General features: G+C 60.2%; 16 protein-coding genes and 1 tRNA gene. 9 read left to right on the forward strand and 8 right to left on the reverse strand.

All coding sequences use genetic code 11. From position 1 onward, the window contains the following. Nucleotides 1-23: 23 nt before the first annotated feature. Nucleotides 24-1,496, forward strand: a complete 1,473-nt coding sequence (gene ubiD, locus CKO36_RS00955; protein WP_200279282.1) for a 4-hydroxy-3-polyprenylbenzoate decarboxylase — start codon at nucleotides 24-26, stop codon at nucleotides 1,494-1,496. Between the two features lie 2 nt (nucleotides 1,497-1,498). Here ubiD and CKO36_RS00960 read toward each other — a convergent pair whose 3' ends face one another. Genes CKO36_RS00960 through CKO36_RS00970 form a run of 3 tightly spaced genes read right to left on the reverse strand, consistent with a single transcriptional unit; the run spans nucleotide 1,499 to nucleotide 4,014 of the window. Then, complete coding sequence (locus CKO36_RS00960) at nucleotides 1,499-2,767, reverse strand: vWA domain-containing protein (RefSeq protein WP_200279285.1); 1,269 nt, start codon at nucleotides 2,765-2,767, stop codon at nucleotides 1,499-1,501. Nucleotides 2,768-2,794: 27 nt separating this feature from the next. Then, the gene (locus CKO36_RS00965; RefSeq protein WP_200279288.1) at nucleotides 2,795-3,457 is read right to left on the reverse strand and encodes a hypothetical protein; all 663 of its coding nucleotides are present in this window, start codon (nucleotides 3,455-3,457) and stop codon (nucleotides 2,795-2,797) included. Continuing rightward, nucleotides 3,454-4,014 (reverse strand): PspA/IM30 family protein, encoded by a 561-nt coding sequence (locus CKO36_RS00970; RefSeq protein ID WP_200279291.1) that lies wholly within the window; start codon nucleotides 4,012-4,014, stop codon nucleotides 3,454-3,456. The genes CKO36_RS00965 and CKO36_RS00970 overlap by 4 nt, the downstream gene beginning before the upstream one ends. A gap of 249 nt (nucleotides 4,015-4,263) precedes the next feature. Here CKO36_RS00970 and CKO36_RS00975 point away from each other — a divergent pair, with 249 nt between their 5' ends. Then, nucleotides 4,264-4,983 carry a response regulator transcription factor gene (locus CKO36_RS00975; RefSeq protein ID WP_200279294.1) on the forward strand — a complete coding sequence of 240 codons (720 nt, stop codon included), beginning with the start codon at nucleotides 4,264-4,266 and terminating at the stop codon, nucleotides 4,981-4,983. Next, nucleotides 4,932-7,214: a sensor histidine kinase gene (locus tag CKO36_RS00980; RefSeq protein ID WP_200279297.1), complete on the forward strand. Its 2,283-nt coding sequence runs from the start codon at nucleotides 4,932-4,934 to the stop codon at nucleotides 7,212-7,214. Before CKO36_RS00975 ends, CKO36_RS00980 begins: the two co-directional genes overlap by 52 nt. 119 nt (nucleotides 7,215-7,333) lie before the next feature. Here CKO36_RS00980 and CKO36_RS00985 read toward each other — a convergent pair whose 3' ends face one another. After that, nucleotides 7,334-7,546: a hypothetical protein gene (locus tag CKO36_RS00985; protein ID WP_200279300.1), complete on the reverse strand. Its 213-nt coding sequence runs from the start codon at nucleotides 7,544-7,546 to the stop codon at nucleotides 7,334-7,336. A 290-nt stretch (nucleotides 7,547-7,836) separates the two neighbouring features. On the opposite strand from CKO36_RS00985, the gene CKO36_RS00990 reads away from it, so the two are divergent. The 6 genes from CKO36_RS00990 (at nucleotide 7,837) to CKO36_RS01015 (ending at nucleotide 13,553) form a co-directional block, all read left to right on the forward strand. After that, the gene (locus CKO36_RS00990) at nucleotides 7,837-8,667 is read left to right on the forward strand and encodes an NAD(+)--dinitrogen-reductase ADP-D-ribosyltransferase (protein WP_200279520.1); all 831 of its coding nucleotides are present in this window, start codon (nucleotides 7,837-7,839) and stop codon (nucleotides 8,665-8,667) included. A 135-nt stretch (nucleotides 8,668-8,802) separates the two neighbouring features. After that, entirely contained in the window at nucleotides 8,803-9,048 is a 246-nt protein-coding gene (locus CKO36_RS00995) for a hypothetical protein (protein ID WP_200279303.1), read from the forward strand. Between the two features lie 406 nt (nucleotides 9,049-9,454). Beyond that, nucleotides 9,455-10,897 carry a Fe-S cluster assembly protein SufB gene (sufB, locus tag CKO36_RS01000; RefSeq protein ID WP_200279306.1) on the forward strand — a complete coding sequence of 481 codons (1,443 nt, stop codon included), beginning with the start codon at nucleotides 9,455-9,457 and terminating at the stop codon, nucleotides 10,895-10,897. Nucleotides 10,898-10,967: 70 nt separating this feature from the next. Next, on the forward strand, nucleotides 10,968-11,720 hold the full coding sequence (sufC, locus tag CKO36_RS01005) for a Fe-S cluster assembly ATPase SufC (protein ID WP_200279309.1): 753 nt from the start codon (nucleotides 10,968-10,970) through the stop codon (nucleotides 11,718-11,720). Nucleotides 11,721-11,731: 11 nt separating this feature from the next. Further along, a complete protein-coding gene (sufD, locus tag CKO36_RS01010) occupies nucleotides 11,732-13,060 on the forward strand; it encodes a Fe-S cluster assembly protein SufD (protein WP_242469304.1) in 1,329 nt (442 codons plus the stop codon). Nucleotides 13,061-13,115: 55 nt separating this feature from the next. Further along, the gene (locus tag CKO36_RS01015; protein ID WP_200279315.1) at nucleotides 13,116-13,553 is read left to right on the forward strand and encodes an SUF system Fe-S cluster assembly protein; all 438 of its coding nucleotides are present in this window, start codon (nucleotides 13,116-13,118) and stop codon (nucleotides 13,551-13,553) included. Between the two features lie 61 nt (nucleotides 13,554-13,614). Here CKO36_RS01015 and CKO36_RS01020 read toward each other — a convergent pair whose 3' ends face one another. From CKO36_RS01020 to CKO36_RS01035, 4 genes are all read right to left on the reverse strand, one after another. Further along, a complete protein-coding gene (locus tag CKO36_RS01020) occupies nucleotides 13,615-14,730 on the reverse strand; it encodes an alkene reductase (protein WP_200279318.1) in 1,116 nt (371 codons plus the stop codon). A gap of 492 nt (nucleotides 14,731-15,222) precedes the next feature. Beyond that, nucleotides 15,223-15,299: transfer RNA gene (locus tag CKO36_RS01025), tRNA-Pro, on the reverse strand. An 87-nt stretch (nucleotides 15,300-15,386) separates the two neighbouring features. After that, complete coding sequence (locus tag CKO36_RS01030; protein ID WP_200279321.1) at nucleotides 15,387-16,355, reverse strand: polyprenyl synthetase family protein; 969 nt, start codon at nucleotides 16,353-16,355, stop codon at nucleotides 15,387-15,389. Between the two features lie 77 nt (nucleotides 16,356-16,432). After that, nucleotides 16,433-16,834: a response regulator gene (locus tag CKO36_RS01035; RefSeq protein WP_200279324.1), complete on the reverse strand. Its 402-nt coding sequence runs from the start codon at nucleotides 16,832-16,834 to the stop codon at nucleotides 16,433-16,435. Nucleotides 16,835-16,836 lie beyond the last annotated feature (2 nt).

Below are 16,836 nucleotides of genomic sequence, written 5' to 3' on the forward strand. Positions count from 1 at the left end.
GGACCGGAGCGATACAAGAACCCATGCAATACCGAGATTTACGCGACTTTATCGACCAGCTTGAAGCCAGCGGGGAATTAAAGCGCATTCGCGTTGAAGTTGACCCCTATCTGGAAGTTACCGCCATCTGCGACCGTACTCTGCGCGCGGGAGGTCCGGCGCTGCTGTTCGAGCGCCCCAAGGGCTCGAAGATTCCGCTGCTGGGCAATTTATTCGGCACCACGCGACGGGTTGCGCTCGGCATGGGAGCAGAATCGACCGAGGCACTGCGCGAAATCGGCAAGCTGCTGGCGTTTCTGAAAGAACCCGATCCGCCCAAGGGCATGAAGGACGCCTGGCGCAGCCTGCCAGTGTTTAAAAAGGTGTTGGATATGGCGCCACGACTGCGCAAACAGCCCGATTGCCAGCAGGTCGTCATGGAAGGCGCGGCGGTTGATCTCGGGCGCTTCCCTATCCAGCACTGTTGGCCAGGCGATGCAGCGCCCTTGATTACCTGGGGGCTGGTCATCACGCGCGGCCCGCATCGGCCACGACAAAACCTGGGTATTTACCGCATGCAGGTGCTGGGTAAAAACCGCGTCATCATGCGCTGGCTCGCGCACCGGGGTGGTGCATTGGATTATCGCGACTGGCAGCAGGCACATCCGGGCCAACCCTTTCCGGTAGCGGTGGCACTCGGTGCTGACCCGGCCACCATTCTCGGTGCCGTCACGCCGGTGCCGGATAGCCTGTCGGAATATGCCTTCGCCGGCCTGCTGCGTGGCCGCCGCACCGAAGTCGCCGCCTGCCTGGGCTCGGATCTGCAAGTACCCGCCAGTGCGGAAATCGTGCTCGAAGGCCATCTCCATCCCGATGACATGGCCGATGAAGGCCCCTATGGCGATCACACTGGCTATTACAATGAAGTTGATCGCTTCCCGGTCTTTACCATTGAGCGCATCACCCATCGCCAGCAGCCGATTTACCACAGCACCTACACCGGCCGCCCGCCAGATGAGCCCGCGATTCTCGGCGTGGCATTGAATGAAGTCTTCATTCCGCTGCTGCAAAAGCAGTTTCCGGAGATTGTTGATTTCTACCTGCCACCCGAGGGCTGCTCCTACCGCCTCGCGGTGGTGAGCATGAAGAAGCAATACCCTGGCCACGCCAAGCGCGTCATGATGGGCGTGTGGTCCTTCCTGCGCCAGTTTATGTACACCAAGTTCGTGATCGTGGTAGATGATGACGTAAACGCGCGTGACTGGAAGGATGTCATCTGGGCCATGACCACCCGTATGGATCCGGCGCGCGATACCCTGCTGATCGAGAATACCCCGATCGACTATCTGGATTTTGCCTCGCCCGTCTCGGGCCTTGGCTCCAAGATCGGCCTGGATGCCACCAATAAATGGCCCGGTGAGACCCAGCGCGAATGGGGCCAGCCCATTCGCATGGATCCGGAGGTACTGGAGCGGGTGGATCAACTGTGGGATCAGCTTGGCATTGATGGGCCATAGCGTCAGTAAGTCAGCGCGTCGGCGTCGTACTTCAGCCCCTTCCCGCTGGCCTGCTCGCGCACGGCGCTGAAGATTTTGTGATCCAGGGACTCCTCGGCTTCGCCGCTAGCGGCAACTTTCGAGCGCAAATACTCGCTGCGCTGGTGGCTGAGTGATTGGATTTCGGTGCTGAGTGCCTGGCGCTCTTGTGCTTTCTGATCAATGACCGCCTGCTGCGTTTCCGGAGCGAGATCGGCCAACGGGGCGGGAAGCTCCTCGGCCGGCAGCGCCTTGAGGTCCACGCGTCCGCGACTGACTTCATCGACCAGTTCGTGCTGACCGATCAGGCTGGCCTGGCCACTCTTGGAAGTGACGAAGTCAGCACGCCGGGCCAGTGCTGCGGGTGAAGCGGCGGCCTTGGCGGCTTGCTCAACAGCCAGTTGGTCGCGCCGCGCCGCACGCTCTTCGGTCTTGCCATAGTACAGGCGGGTGTTGTCGAGCTGAGCCGACAGGCGCGCGAGATCCTCGTCATAGGGAGTGGCCATCGCAATGGCGCCACCGCCCTGTTCGACCTGAAAATAGCCACCGCCACCCAGCTGGGCGATGCGCTGCCATTGGGTGGTGGTCTTCCTTTGGTTGCCGCATTGAATGGCATTGACATGAATGCCGCGCTGCTTGGCCAGCGCCAGCGTTTGTGGATACGGGATGTCATGGTCATAGTCCATATGCGCCGGAGCATCACCGACCAGGAAAATCACTTGATAAGCCTCGCTGTTCTGACTCCACTGGATGCGATGCAGCGCCTCATGCAGCGCCTGATTGACGCTTTCCGGCCCATCCCCGCCGCCTCGGGCCTGAAACTGCATCAGCTCGGCATGGATGGCATCCAGATCAGACGACAGATTCACCACCCGGGTGACATAGGCATCACCGCGATCGCGATAGGCCAGCAGCCCGATGCGAATCTCCGGCGTTGGCTCGGCAGCGGCCAGCGTCGCGGCAATGGACCAGATTTTGTCCTTGGCGGCCTGGATCAACCCGCCCATGCTGCCAGTGGTATCCAGCACGAAGACGGCTTCGATCAGCGGCTGCGTCTGGCGATTTGGCCTGGCTGTCACGGCAGTTGAATACTCAGGCGCCGGTGTGGGCCCGGTCGTGGGCGTAGCTGTGGGTGTAGGCGTAGATGCCGAGAATGCGAGCTGAATGCCGGGATAAGTCAGAATCGCCAGCAGTGTGGCTCCGAACAGGATCGCCGCCACGACGGGAACGGTCTTTTTATGGTGTATACGCATGATTGTAGCCTCAATGCAGGAAAAAAATCACAGCAGGGGAAAGTCACCAGTCGCAAGCCGCCGCAGCGCGCGTTCCGCCGCCCGCTCGGCCGCTGCAAAGCGCATGTGGTTGTCGGTTGCGGCGGATTCTGTGGGAGTTGCGCTTCCAGGTGGGGGGATCAGAACAAAAAGCGCTTGGGTCAGCAGCCAGGTCCAGCTGGCAAGCAGCAGACTGCCGCTCTGTGTCAGCGCCCACAGTGCCGCCAGAGTGCCACCAATCAGCAGCGCTGCATCAAGCAGCGCGGCCAGTGGCCGAGGGTGAAAACACCACACCCGGATCAGCCAGATAAATCCAAGTTGCACCGCCAGCAACGGCCCGAGTCCGCTGAACAGCCAGGCACGAAACCAAATGCCGAATCCGTCACCGATGAACCGGGCACTGAACAGCGCGCAGCACAAGCTGACCAGCCCCCACAGCAGCGCGAGCCACAGGCGTCCCACCGGGATTGGGCTGCGCGCGAGCAGATAGAGCCCATAGCCCCAACCCAACAGCAGAATCAGCACCAGCCACAGACCCAGGCTCAACCCAGAGGCTGACCAGGCTGACGCATACGGCGGGCGCGACATCATCAGCGCCTGCGCCAGCACGGAGGTGCTCAGAGCCCCCAGCAAGGCCAGAACGACTCCTTCGGCAAATCCGGGCCGGTTCATGCGGCGATCTCCCGCTGGCGCTTGGCCTGTACCAGCGCAATCTCAATTTCGGCATCGCGCACAGTGACAGTGCTGCCCAGGCCCATATCAGCGGATGTAGCGCACGCCTCCGAAGCCACACCACCGACTTCATCTGTCTCAAACACGGCTGCGCGGGCGCGCAATTCGTTCAGGCGGTGCTCCTGTTCAACCAGACAGGCTTGAGTGTGCGCACGGGCACGGCGATTCTCCTGCCCTTGCTGTTGTAGCCGGCTCAGCGTTTGCTCAGCCTCCAGGCGCCGACGCAACACCGCGCGGGCCAGGTCATCGCGCTCAGCGGCCAGGCAGTCCTCCAGCGCCAGGCGCTCCTGTTCCAGGCGCTGCTCAACCTCGGTGCTCAGTTGCTCCAGCCGCGCATGCTCATGCTCCAAACGCTTGAGCTTGGCACTGTCGAGCGCCTGCGCCTGTTCCATATCACGCAGCGCCTGAGCCAGCACCAGCTCGGGAGCCTCCAGGCGGTCGAGCATGGCATGCAGATCGGCGCGCAGCAGCCGTGATACTCGGGTCATAATGGCCATCAATAAGGATCTCCGTGGTTCACCAGATGCAAGGACGGATCGGACAGCTTCAGTCTAGGAACCAGGACATCGGCCGCCCAGGCAGACTTTGGTAAAGATGACGCGTGCGGATTTACCAAACATTTACCTGGCTGCCACCAGCAGACGCTAAGCTGAAGCCATGCCAGTCAACCGGACCGGCTAACTGAGCCAGCCAACTGAGTCTGTCAACCGAGACCACCACACGCCACTGATCCCACGCATCACCTCATGGCACACGCTCTACCCAACAAATCACGCCTGCTGATCATTGAGGATGAAGAACCCATCCGCGTGGGGCTGGAGGATCTGTTCGTCTTTCACGGCTATGCGGTGGAGAGTGCCGCCGAAGGGCCGGACGGACTGACCAAGGCGCTCAGCGGCCAGTTCGATCTGATCCTGCTCGACATCATGCTGCCGGGACTCGATGGCTTCGCCATCTGCGACCGGGTACGCGCCATTGATCGCACCCAGCCCATCATCATGCTGACCGCACGCACGGCAGATGAGGATATTATTCAGGGGTTGCGTCTGGGTGCCGACGACTATGTCGCCAAGCCGTTTTCGGTCACTGAACTGGTGTTGCGGGTGCAGGCGGTGTTACGTCGCAGTAGCGGAGCCGCAGCGGAAACCGGGATGCAACCGCTGCACCTCGGTGATCTGACCCTGGATCTGCCCAATCTGAGCGGCCAACGCGGCGCGGAGGAGATTCCCTTCACCCGGCGCGAGGCAGAAATTCTGGGCTATCTTGCCGCCCAGCACGACCGCGCGGTCAGTCGCGAGGAACTGCTGCACCGGGTTTGGGGCTATGCGCGTGACTGTGGAATTGAAACCCGCACCGTCGATATCCATATCGCTAAGCTGCGGCGCAAAATTGAACCCGATCCTGCACATCCCCAATGGCTGCAAACCGTGCGCGGTCTGGGCTACCGACTGCGACTGACGCCCTGAACGAGTCACGCGCTCAACGCCGGCTGCGCTTCGGCATCGGTCTGTTCGTGCTGGCGGTGGCCATTCCCAGCGCCCTGCTGGTGTTCAAGGCCTACGATCAGATGCAGTGGGAATCCTTCCGCGCCCAACAACTGGTAGCCGAAGAACTGGCCGCCCGCATCGACACCCGGCTCGCCGCACTGGTGCGCCGCGAGGCCACCCGTCCGATCAGTGACTATGATTTCCTGCATGCGCCGACCGACACGACCCAGAGCGCGAACATGCGTTCTCCGCTGGCCGCGCTGCATGACACAGCGGCACTCCCCGGTCTGATCGGCTACTTTGAAGTGGCTCCGGATGGACGTTTCCATTCGCCGTTGCTACCCGAGCAGCCGGCAGCGCAACGCGGACTGGATCCCGCCGAACTGGCCCAGCGCCAGGCACGCGCGCAGCGCATTCAGCAGGTGCTGATCGGCAATCGGCTCATTGAGCGCGCCTGGCCTGAGACCCGGCAGGTGGAATTCGGTGCGACAGATCAGGAGATGACTGAGGCTGAACCAGCAGCGTCCGGCAACTCTCTAGCGGCGGCAGGGGCATCGATATCAGCACTGGCGCCAACCCGGCCATCGGCACCAGCTCCCGCTCCCGCCGCCACGCCACCAATGGAAGAAAGCCCGCGCCTGTCCCAGGCCGCCTTTGCCCGACTGAAAACCCAAGACCGCGCCGCCCGGGGAGCGCCTTCCCAGCCAGCAAGGGCATCCAAGGCGCTGCCCCAGCTCGATGAGAGCTATGCCAAACGCAGCCGCCGGGAACAATCGCCGACCCTGTTCGGCGATGCCGCCGAGCTTGCCAACACCACCGCCGCAGGTGCAGACAAGTCGCTAGCGAAGCTGACGCTTGAACATGAATCCGAACAGACAAAGGAACAGGTGCAAAAGCAGGAGCAAAAACAAACACCGGCCTCCCCGGCGAAAATCCAGTTGTTCCATCGCATGATCGGCCCGGTTGAAGTTGGCCTGCTCGATTCCGGGCATCTGTTGCTATTTCGCAGTGTGCAGCGCAGCGGCGAAGTCTTTATCCAGGGCGCACTGATTGCGCTGGAACCCTTTCTGCACCACTTGATCGCCGAACCACTGGCCGCCACCGTGCTGGCACGCAGCACCCACCTCAGCGTGGCCTATCGCGGTGACCTGTTGAGCAGCTTTCGCGCTGCCCCGACACGCAGTAACTCTTTTACCAGCTCACGCAGTGAAAACATTGAAAACGACATCAACGGTATCAAGGGTATCAACAATGACAATGGCACTCGCAGCAACAGCCTGAGCGAGTCTTTAAGCGGTGCCCTGCTCTACCGCAGCCGCTTGCAGGAACCCTTTGGCGGTTTTGAATTAATTTTCAGTGTCAGCCATCTGCCCACGCCCCCTGGCGCCAAGGTGATCGGCTGGATGGCAGGCGCGCTGGCGCTGGTCCTGCTGGTTGGTGCCGGGCTCATGTACCGCCTGGGTACCCGGCAGCTGGCCCTGCTGCGCCAGCAACAGGATTTCGTCTCTGCCGTCAGCCATGAGCTGAAAACTCCGCTCACCTCCATCCGCATGTATGCCGAAATGCTGCGCGCCGGCTTCGCCTCCGAGGAACGCAAAGCGACTTACTATCGGTTTATTCAGGAGGAAAGCGAGCGCCTGTCGCGACTGATCAACAATGTCCTGCAACTCGCCCGTATCGGCCGCCAACAACTCCGGCTTGAGCCGTGCCCGCTCGCCGTCAGCGAGCTGCTGGCCATGGTGCGCGAACGCGTGGCCTATCAGCTCGAACGCGCCGACTTCAGCCTGCGCATCGGCTGCACCCAAGACTTCAGCATTCTGGCCGACCCCGATGCCAGCGTGCAGATTTTGCTCAATCTGCTCGACAATGCACTGAAATTCGGCGCCGCCGCCAAACAGCGCCGCATCGACATCGACTGCGAGCCGTTGACCGGGGGCAACGGCAACCATGAACAACGCCTGCGCCTGCGCATACGCGACTACGGCCCCGGCATCCCTCGCGCACAGCGCCAACGCATCTTCGAGCTGTTCTATCGCGGCGATCTGGCACGCACCGCTGCCATCTCCGGCACCGGCATCGGACTGGCTCTGGTGCAACGCCTGACCCTGGCCATGCACGGCCGGATCGAGGTCATTGAGTGCGATCCGGGGGTTGAGTTTTGGCTGGAGCTGCCTTGCCCGCCCCAAGGTCAGTCTTCAGCTAGGGAGTAGCCAGCCCCGGCGATACCGGGGGATCGATGATCTCAGCGAGCGGCGCTTTCTGGTTGCCCCGGCTGTGAATTGCCAAGCGGCATCTGGGCACGAATGATGGCGCGCATACGGGAGAGGGATCAACGAGCATCGCTGTCGGATGCTTTTTTTAGTGTCATCTTCAAGTGCTGATTCTCGAACTTCAACCGTGCCACTTCTTCGCGGATTTTGACCAGTTCGGCTGAATAATACAGCAGATCACGCGACAGCCTGTCGATCTCGGCTCGCGCGGCTTTTAGTTTCCGCTCGCATTCGTCTTCGAAATCAGTATCACTTAGTAGATCGTCGATCATTGCTTCATTCCATTAGGGTATCAACCAAGACTGGATAATATCTGATCCGCGCCTGGCTTTCACATGACTTGTACATGACTGGATTCTGAGGCTTGATCTGGGGCCAAGTCATGAGGGCCAGATCTCTGCCCAGGCTTTCTGAGTCACCCAGAGTCAGTCTATACTGCCTCGCGAACATGGCGATGCTCACCCGTGCGGCTCCCTGCTGCACTTTGCAGCCCTTTGCCGCTCAATGGTTTGATTCGGAGATCCCCCTGCTCTTGACTGAAGATGCACCACCGCCCGATTTGATGCCACTGCATGCGGCTCCACGCTTGCCAGCGGAGGTGCGGCTGCCAATCAACCGCTGCAATTTGCCAGCGACAATTCTCGGCGGGTTGACATATCAGCGCCATCCGGTGCCCTTGCAGCTCGATGGGGTGCGGGATTTTCACCATGACCTCTTTGCGACGCTGGATCCGCTGACGTGTCAGGATGAACGGGCGGCTTATTTTATCGACTATATGACGGTGCATTTCTGCCTGGAGGATCTGGAAGAGGCGGGATTCACACCGGGGCCACGCAAGAAATACCGTTGCAACGCCAACTATTTGCGCATGGTGCGCGGCTGGTCATTCGACTCCGATGGGCGCGAAGGCGCGGTGCTTAAGCACTGGGTGGAATCGCGCTTTGGGCTGCTGGCGCGTCATCATGGCGGACCACTCGATGGGCGCGACAGTGATGCCTATCATGCCTATTTGGTGCAGGGCAGTCGCGGGCTCTATGCTACCAATGCGCTTGAGGCTCAGCTGGATTTGCTCTACACCTATTGTCAGTATGAGCTGGAACGGGCGCATCCTGACCAGACACATCTAACGTTGTATCGCGGCATCAATCGCATTGATGAGCACGAAATCCTCGCCAAGCATCCCGGTCAGCGGTATCAGGTGCTGCTGAACAATCTCAACAGCTTCACCAGTGATCGCGAGCGTGCCGATGAGTTCGGCGACTACATTCTGGAAACCCAGGTGCCCCTGGCCAAGGTGTTTTTCTCCAATCGCCTGCTGCCCGGCATGCTCAAGGGCGAGGATGAATATGTAGTGGTGGGCGGACTCTATGAAGTGGGTATCAGCACTTTTTGACGGTTCGACAGCCGAAGCGCAGTCACCGGCGCCGCCCCGGAAGGGCTCACCCTGTCGGCGCCAGCCGGTTACAATGCCGCTTCGCAGGATCCGGTCTTCAAGGATCTGTCGTCACCATCTTTAGGGAGCTTACCAATGGGAACCAACATCATCCTGCTGATCGCGCTGATCGCCATGATCGCGATCTGGATTTATCTGTTTCGCGATGGCGAGGGAACCGTCAGAACCGGTCGCTTGACTGGCAAGCTGCGCGATGCGGTGCCCGGTGCCACCATTCGCATCAAGGCTGTACCTCCCGAAGATGAGGCCGCCAAGTCAGCGGAGGCTGCAACTCCAACCCATCCGCCTGCCGATGCCGACGCAGCTGACACCAAGCAGTGACTTGGGCGGCGACCACGTCAGTGGGGACTCTGTAAGCGCCATTCCTCCCGCCTGTAACAAGCTCAGCAGCTTCGGGCACAAAACTTGCCACATCCCTCGTTCAGACGGCTGCGAACCAGCCAGCACGGCCCTGCAACCTTTGCGCAACCCCTTGGATCAACAATTTTTTATCCTATTGCTAACGCGCAGGCCGGCCATGCTGGTTGTTGCAAAGCCGACAAGTTCCCCCGCTGGGCGGTTGCCTTGCAACCGTGGCAGACGTTCCCGACAGAGCGTCCGGCGGATTTTTTGCCATCGGCCAGGTCGCGCTAAACTGGCCGCTTGGGGTCAAGGGCGCTCTTGAAACGCCCAACCGATAACGCCAAATAACCCAGCATTGCACTGAGTAATAACCCGGAGCTACCGCATGAGCGCAGCCACTGAATACGATCATCTAGTCAGGTCAGAGTATGAGCACGGCTTTGTCACGGAGATCGAATCCGACACTCTACCGCCCGGCCTGGATGAGCAGGTCGTGGCCGCCATTTCCAAGCGTAAGGGTGAACCCGACTGGATGACCGACTGGCGCCTGAGTGCCTATGGCAAGTGGCTGAACATGCCAACGCCAGAGTGGGCGGCTGTACAGCATGCGCCCATCGATTTTCAGGATATTTCCTATTACTCAGCGCCGAAAAAGAAAGAGGGGCCGAAAAGTCTCGATGAAGTCGATCCGGTGCTGCTGGAAACCTATCAGAAGCTGGGGATTCCCATTGAGGAGCAGATGGCACTGGCCGGCATCGCCGTCGATGCCGTCTTTGACAGCGTCTCTGTTGCCACCACCTTCCGCGACAAGCTCGCCGAAGCCGGCGTGATCTTCTGCTCCATTTCTGAAGCCATTAAGGACTACCCGGAGCTGGTCAGGAAGCACCTCGGCACTGTGGTGCCGCCGACGGATAACTTCTATGCCGGACTGAATTCAGCAGTCTTCACCGACGGCACCTTTGTCTATGTGCCCAAGCATACCCGCTGCCCGATGGAGCTGAGCACCTACTTTCGCATCAACACCGCCAAAACCGGGCAATTCGAGCGCACCTTGATCATTGCCGACGAGGGCAGCTATGTCAGCTATCTGGAAGGCTGCACCGCTCCGCAGCGCGATGACAACCAGCTGCATGCCGCCGTGGTAGAACTGATCGCGCTGGAAGGCGCTGAGATCAAATACTCCACGGTGCAAAACTGGTATCCCGGCGACGCGAACGGCAAGGGCGGCATTTACAACTTTGTCACCAAGCGCGGCGACTGTCGCGGCGCACGCTCCAAGATCAGCTGGACCCAGGTGGAAACCGGCTCAGCCATCACCTGGAAATACCCCAGCTGCATCCTGCGCGGTGATGACTCAGTTGGCGAGTTCTACTCCGTTGCCGTCACCAAGGGGCGCCAACAGGCCGATACCGGCACCAAAATGATTCACCTGGGGCGCAACACCCGCTCGACCATTGTTTCCAAGGGCATCTCAGCCCAGCATGGCCAGCAGTCTTATCGTGGCCTGGTGCGCATCGCTGGCAAGGCCGAGGGGGCACGCAATCACACCCAATGTGATTCGTTATTGATTGGCGATACCTGTGCGGCTCACACCTTCCCCTACATTGAGGTGAAGAATCCGAGCGCCAAGATGGAACACGAGGCCACCACCTCCAAGATCAGCGAGGATCAGCTGTTCTACTGCCGCTCGCGGGGGCTGAGCGAGGAGGATGCGGTGTCCATGATCGTCAATGGCTTCTGCAAGGAAGTCTTTAACGAACTGCCAATGGAATTCGCGGTCGAGGCGCAAAAGCTGCTCAGTATCAGCCTTGAGGGTGCAGTGGGCTAAAGCCCACGCTCAGGTTAAGCGTCGCACCTGCACATCAAACGGATTAAAAGATTTTTCTGGAGCCATCATCATGCTGTCTGTGAAGGGCCTGAAGGCCAAAGTCGGTGACAAAGACATTCTCAAGGGTCTCGATCTGGAGGTCGGCCCGGGTGAGGTGCATGCCATCATGGGTCCCAACGGCTCGGGCAAGAGCACCTTTGCCCATGTGCTGTCGGGGCGCGAGGGCTATGAGGTCACCGCTGGCTCGGTTGACTTCAACGGCCAGGATTTGCTCGGTCTCGAACCTGAGGAACGTGCCCAGCTCGGACTCTTTCTGGCCTTTCAGTATCCGGTGGAACTGCCGGGCGTGAACAACACCTATTTCCTCAAGTCTGCCGTCAATGCCATCCGCAAGGCGCGCGGTGATGACGAACTCGATGCGGTGTCCTTCCTGCGTCTGATGAAGGAACGCCTAAAAGTACTGCATCTCAATGACAGCCTGCTGAAGCGTCCGGTCAACTTTGGCTTTTCGGGCGGGGAGAAAAAGCGCAATGAAATCTTCCAGATGGCCATGCTGGAACCCAAGCTGGCAATTCTCGATGAGACCGACTCCGGCCTGGATATTGATGCCTTGCGCATTGTTGCCGCTGGCGTCAATGCGCTGCGCGGCCCCGAGCGCTCCATGCTGGTGGTGACTCACTATCAGCGCCTGCTGGACTACATTAAGCCTGACTATGTGCATGTCCTGGCACAGGGACGCATCATCCGCTCCGGCGGCAAGGAGCTGGCATTGGAACTGGAGGAAAAAGGTTACAGCTGGATTACCGACGGGGAAGCAGCATGAGTGCAGCGGCGTTGACAACACGGCCCCCCGATCCGGCGCTGCTGGCCTGGCTGGGCCAGGCCGGTGAGCCGCCCACCAGTGCAGATGAACCGGCCTGGCTGGCGGAGCTGCGTCACGACGCTGCTGCACGCGCCCCTGATCAGGGTATGCCGACGCAGAAGTCTGAGGGCTGGCGCTACACCGGTCTGAGCGCTTTGATCGAACAGGGGTTTAAGCCACAGCAGAAGCCGATCAGCGCCCTGCAATCCGAAGACCTGGACAAAGCCCTGATCGACGGCCTGGAGACCTATCGGCTGGTCATGGTCAATGGCCAATTCGAGCCGCGCCTGTCCCAGCTCGACGGCCTGCCCACGGGCGTGCACATTGGCGGACTGGCCGAGCTCATTGCTCAGGATCCAGACCGACTCGCCGGTCAGCTCGGCCAGATTGCTGGCGCGGGTCAGCATCTGTTCACCTCACTCAATACCGCCAACTTCGCCGATGGCCTGGTCATGCTGCTGGATGAACAGGTGCAACTGGACCGCCCGGTCGAGCTGCTGCATCTGTCCATCGGCTTGGATGAGCCGAGCGTGGCGCAACCACGCCATCTGGTGGTGCTGGCCGCTGGCGCCCAAGCGGAACTGATCGAGCGTTATCTGAGTTTTGACCAGGCGCCCTACTGCAACAACGCTGTGGTTGAAATCCGCCTGGCCGAGCGGGCGCAGCTGCACCATTACCGGCTGCAACAGGAAAGCCCCAGCGCCTATCACCTCAGCGGCCTCTATCTGGAGCAGGCGGCGGCCAGCCGCTACCGGGGAATCAATATCGGTCTGGGGGCGACCTGGTCGCGCACCGATCTGGTCACGCGCTTTCTGGCTGAACAGGCCGATTGCGGACTGCAAGGCTTGTACCTGGCCGGCGACCGGCAGCTGATCGACTATCACATGGATGTGCAGCACCAGGTGCCGCATTGCTCCAGCCGGGAAAATTTCAAGGGCATTTTGCATGGCAAGGGTCGCGCCGTCTTTGACGGGCGCGTGTATGTGGCCCGTGATGCACAGCACACCGATGCCGCCATGTCCAACCGGAATCTGATCTTATCACCCAATGCCGAGGTCGATACTAAGCCGCAGCTTGAAATCTATGCCGATGATGTCAAATGCAGCCATGGCACCACGGTTGGGCAGTTGGAGCCTGAAATGCTGTTTTACCTGCGCTCGCGCGGTATCTCGGCACCGCTGGCCCAACGCATGCTGTGCCTGGGCTTTGCCGGGGAGATCATCGACGCCCTCGGCCCCGAGCCGTTGCGCGAGCAAGTGACCGAGGCCGTCGGCCAACGGCTGGAGCAGTCACCACTGTGAAGCGACTATCCACCAGGCAAGTGCATTTCGTTGTATTCGTGGGGAGTTTAGGGCAATGAACAGACTGGCGCGATTCGCTGGCTTCGGCCGCAACCAACAATCGACGGACTCAAGCGACGCTGCGGCGACTGATGTTAAGGCAGCGGATGATGCATCCACCGATCAATACCCGGTCGAGCGGATGGACGCCGAAGAGCTACGCGAGCCGATTATCGCCTCGCTGCGCCAAGTCCATGACCCGGAAATCCCGGTCAACATCTACGACCTGGGGCTGATCTACAACATCGACATTGCCACCAATGGCGATGTCGATGTTGACATGACCCTGACCGCACCGGGCTGTCCGGTTGCCGGCATGATGCCCATGATGGTCAAGAATGCCGTCGAGAAGGTCGAAGGCGTCGGCCAGGTTCAGGTGGAGCTGGTCTGGGATCCCCCCTGGACTCAGGACAACATGTCCGAGGAAGCACTGCTGCAACTCGGCATGATGTGAGCCTGCCCGCCCATTGGGCGGTTGGTCGGTCGGGCCCCGGGCACCTCAGTGATCTGGCACCTCAGCGGTCCAGGCTCGGGTAGTCGGTATACCCCTCGGCACCACCGCCGTAGAAGGTATCCGGGTTCGGTTCGTTGTAGGGACCGTTGCGGCGAATGCGCTCCGGCAAATCCGGATTGGCCAGGAACAAGCGGCCGAAGGAAATGCAATCGCCGTCTCCGGCCGCCAGGGCGGCACGCGCTCGCTCCGGTGTGTAGCCCCCGTTGAGCATCAGAATCCCGTCGAAACGCGCGCGGGTGAACGCCAGCATCGACTCCATACGCGGCTCGGCGCCGGCCATCACATCGGTATCCGCGATCTCCAGCAGCGCAATGCTCAAGCGGCTGAGATGATCGGTGACATGGCCAAAGGTCTCCGCCGGATCAGCATCCGCCATCCCGTTGAGGTTAAACAGCGGCGAGAGGCGCACACTCACCTGACCAGCTGGAACCTCGGCCAACACCGCGTCCATCACCTCGAACAACAACCGACAGCGATTCGACAGGCTGCCGCCATAGCCGTCAGTCCGGTGGTTGGTGTTGCTGGCCAGAAATTGATGCAGCAGATAACCATTGGCACTGTGCACCTGCACGCCATCGAAACCGGCACGCATGGCCCGTCGCGCCGCCTGGGCGTAATCGTCGATGGTGGACTTAATCTCGGCCGCCGTCATCTCCTGCGGCGGTGACACCGGCGTGCGCCCGCCGCGTCCTTCGGCATCGACCGTAAACACCTGACAGCTGTCGCACGGGAGCGCTGAGGGTGCGCGCGGCGCCTCCCCCGGATGCAGGGACTCGTGCGACATCCGCCCGCAATGCCACAGTTGTAGCAGCATGCGCCCGCCGGCGGCATGCACGGCATCCGTTACCAGGCGCCAGCCAGCGACCTGCTCATCGGTAAAAATCCCCGGCGTCAGCGCATAGCCAGTACCAATTTGGGAAATATTGGTCGCTTCGGACAAGATCAGCCCCGCACCAGCGCGCTGCACATAGTAATCGGCATTCAGCTGCCCGGGAACATTACCCGGCTGCCCGGCACGCGAGCGCGTCAAGGGCGCCAAAACAATACGATTAGGCAGCTCAAAAGCTCCGGCAGTCAGCGGGGCAAACAACGGATCATCATTGGTGGTTGCAGACATAGGTGTATTTCCTTCGGTGGGCTAGCCAGCAGCGAACTGCGCCGGGCGAGATGCACTTTGGCTCGAATGGACGCGCGAACGGAAGCACATCGATCTCAAGAACGGTGTCATCACCTTCGAGATCGAACGAGAAAGGGTAGATGAGGGGACAGTGGAACGGCAAGCTCGGACAAGTGCTACTCAACCAAAAGGTGCGAGCCGCCATCCTGTCACGAGCCAAAATCTGTGCAACTTACTGCCCAAGCCGTTGGGGCCGGACTTGGCGATGTGCATCCGCACAATCTTCGCCAAACCTTTGGGAACTGGTTTGTGCAAGCGGAGTTGGAATTGAACGAGTTTCCGAGCTACTCAGGCACAGCAATGTGAATAGCATCGTCAGGGTCTATGCTCGTCTCAGACCCAATATCTCGGAGGTTCAAGACATGGGACCCGATTTTTCACGCGAACCGCGTAGGAGGCGCATGCAAAATGACGCGACCCCCTGAATTGTTATGGTCGGGGTGAGAGGATTCGAACCTCCGGCCCCTGCCTCCCGAAGGCAGTGCTCTACCAGGCTGAGCTACACCCCGATATTGTGACTGTTTGCTTTGCAGCAACCAGTATTGAACGATCAACCAATCAACTCATTAATCCATCGATCAATTAACCCAAACAGATCAATAGGTTCGACTGACGGCGAAATCTGCTGTGGTCATCAGTGACTGGCGGCTGTCGGTCTCGGGCAGGATCGCGAGTGCGTCTTTGGCGGACTGCGCATGAGACCGTGCAAGTGCGACAGTATACTCCAGTGCTTCGGTTGCGACAATGGTTGCGCCAACTTGGTCCATTTGCTCGCGACCGCCGGATTCGATGGCCTGGCGCAGGATGTTGCGTTGTTGCTCGGTGCCGACTTCCATGGCGCGGATGACCGGCAGGGTGGGTTTGCCCTCGGCGAGGTCGTCACCGATGTTTTTACCGATGGTTTCCTGATCTGAGCCGTAGTCGAGGGCATCGTCGACGAGCTGGAAGGCGATGCCGAGATGCAGGCCATAGGCGGCCAGGGCTGCTTCGGTTTCGCTTGGCGTTTCGGCGAGTACCGCGCCCAGACGCGCACCAGCCTCGAACAGGGTGGCGGTCTTGCGCTGAATGACTTCCATATAGCGCGCTTCGGTAGTGTCCGGGTCGTGGGTGTTGAGCAGCTGCAGGACTTCGCCTTCAGAGATGCGGTTGGTGGCGTGGGCCAGCACATCCATCACGCGCATCTGCCCGACATCGACCATCATCTCGAAGGCACGCGAGTAGAGGAAATCGCCCACCAGCACGCTGGCCTCGTTGCCCCAGACGGCGTTGGCGGTCTCGCGGTTGCGGCGCAGCTCGGAGCCATCGACGACATCATCGTGCAATAGAGTAGCGGTGTGGATGAACTCGACAATGGCGGCCATGTCGATGTGGCGTTCGCCGGCGTAGGCGCAGGCGCGCGCAGCGAGCAGCACAATGAGGGGGCGCAGGCGTTTGCCGCCACTGCCGACGATGTAATGGCCAATCTGGTTGATAAGTACGACTTCAGATTGCAGGCGATGCAAAATCAACGCATCGACGGCGATAAGGTCATCCCGAACCGGGGCCCGAATACTGGAAAGATCCATTGAAAAAATAACGCTCGTGATAATACCGCGAAGGATGCTAGGTGCGGGCGCCGATACTGTCAAGCAAGCGTTTGGGTTTAAGCATGAGCGCCGGTGGCCGTTTTGTCATCATCGCCCAGCACCGAGCGAGTGATGTGAATGATTTGCTGGCGCTCCAGAGGTTTGCGCAGCAACTCAAAGCTCAGGCCATTTTTGCGCACCGCCGAGAGGTCATCCAGAAACTCACGATGGAAGGCGGTGGCAATATAGATGAGCTGCTCGGGCTTGGCCGCACGGATACGCTGAAGGGTTTCGACGCCGTTGATGCCGGGCATGCGCAGATCCAGATAAATCAGATCGAAATCCTCCTGGAGCGCGCGCTCAACGCCTTGCTCTCCACAATCCGCCGTAGCGACTTGATAAGGCGTGCTGCGCAAGGCAAGCGAGAATGCCTGCCGCACAGCCGAATCGTCGTCAATGATAAGGATTTTTTTTGCCATGA

It is taken from the genome of Rhabdochromatium marinum, from assembly GCF_016583795.1.
Lineage (GTDB): Bacteria > Pseudomonadota > Gammaproteobacteria > Chromatiales > Chromatiaceae > Rhabdochromatium > Rhabdochromatium marinum.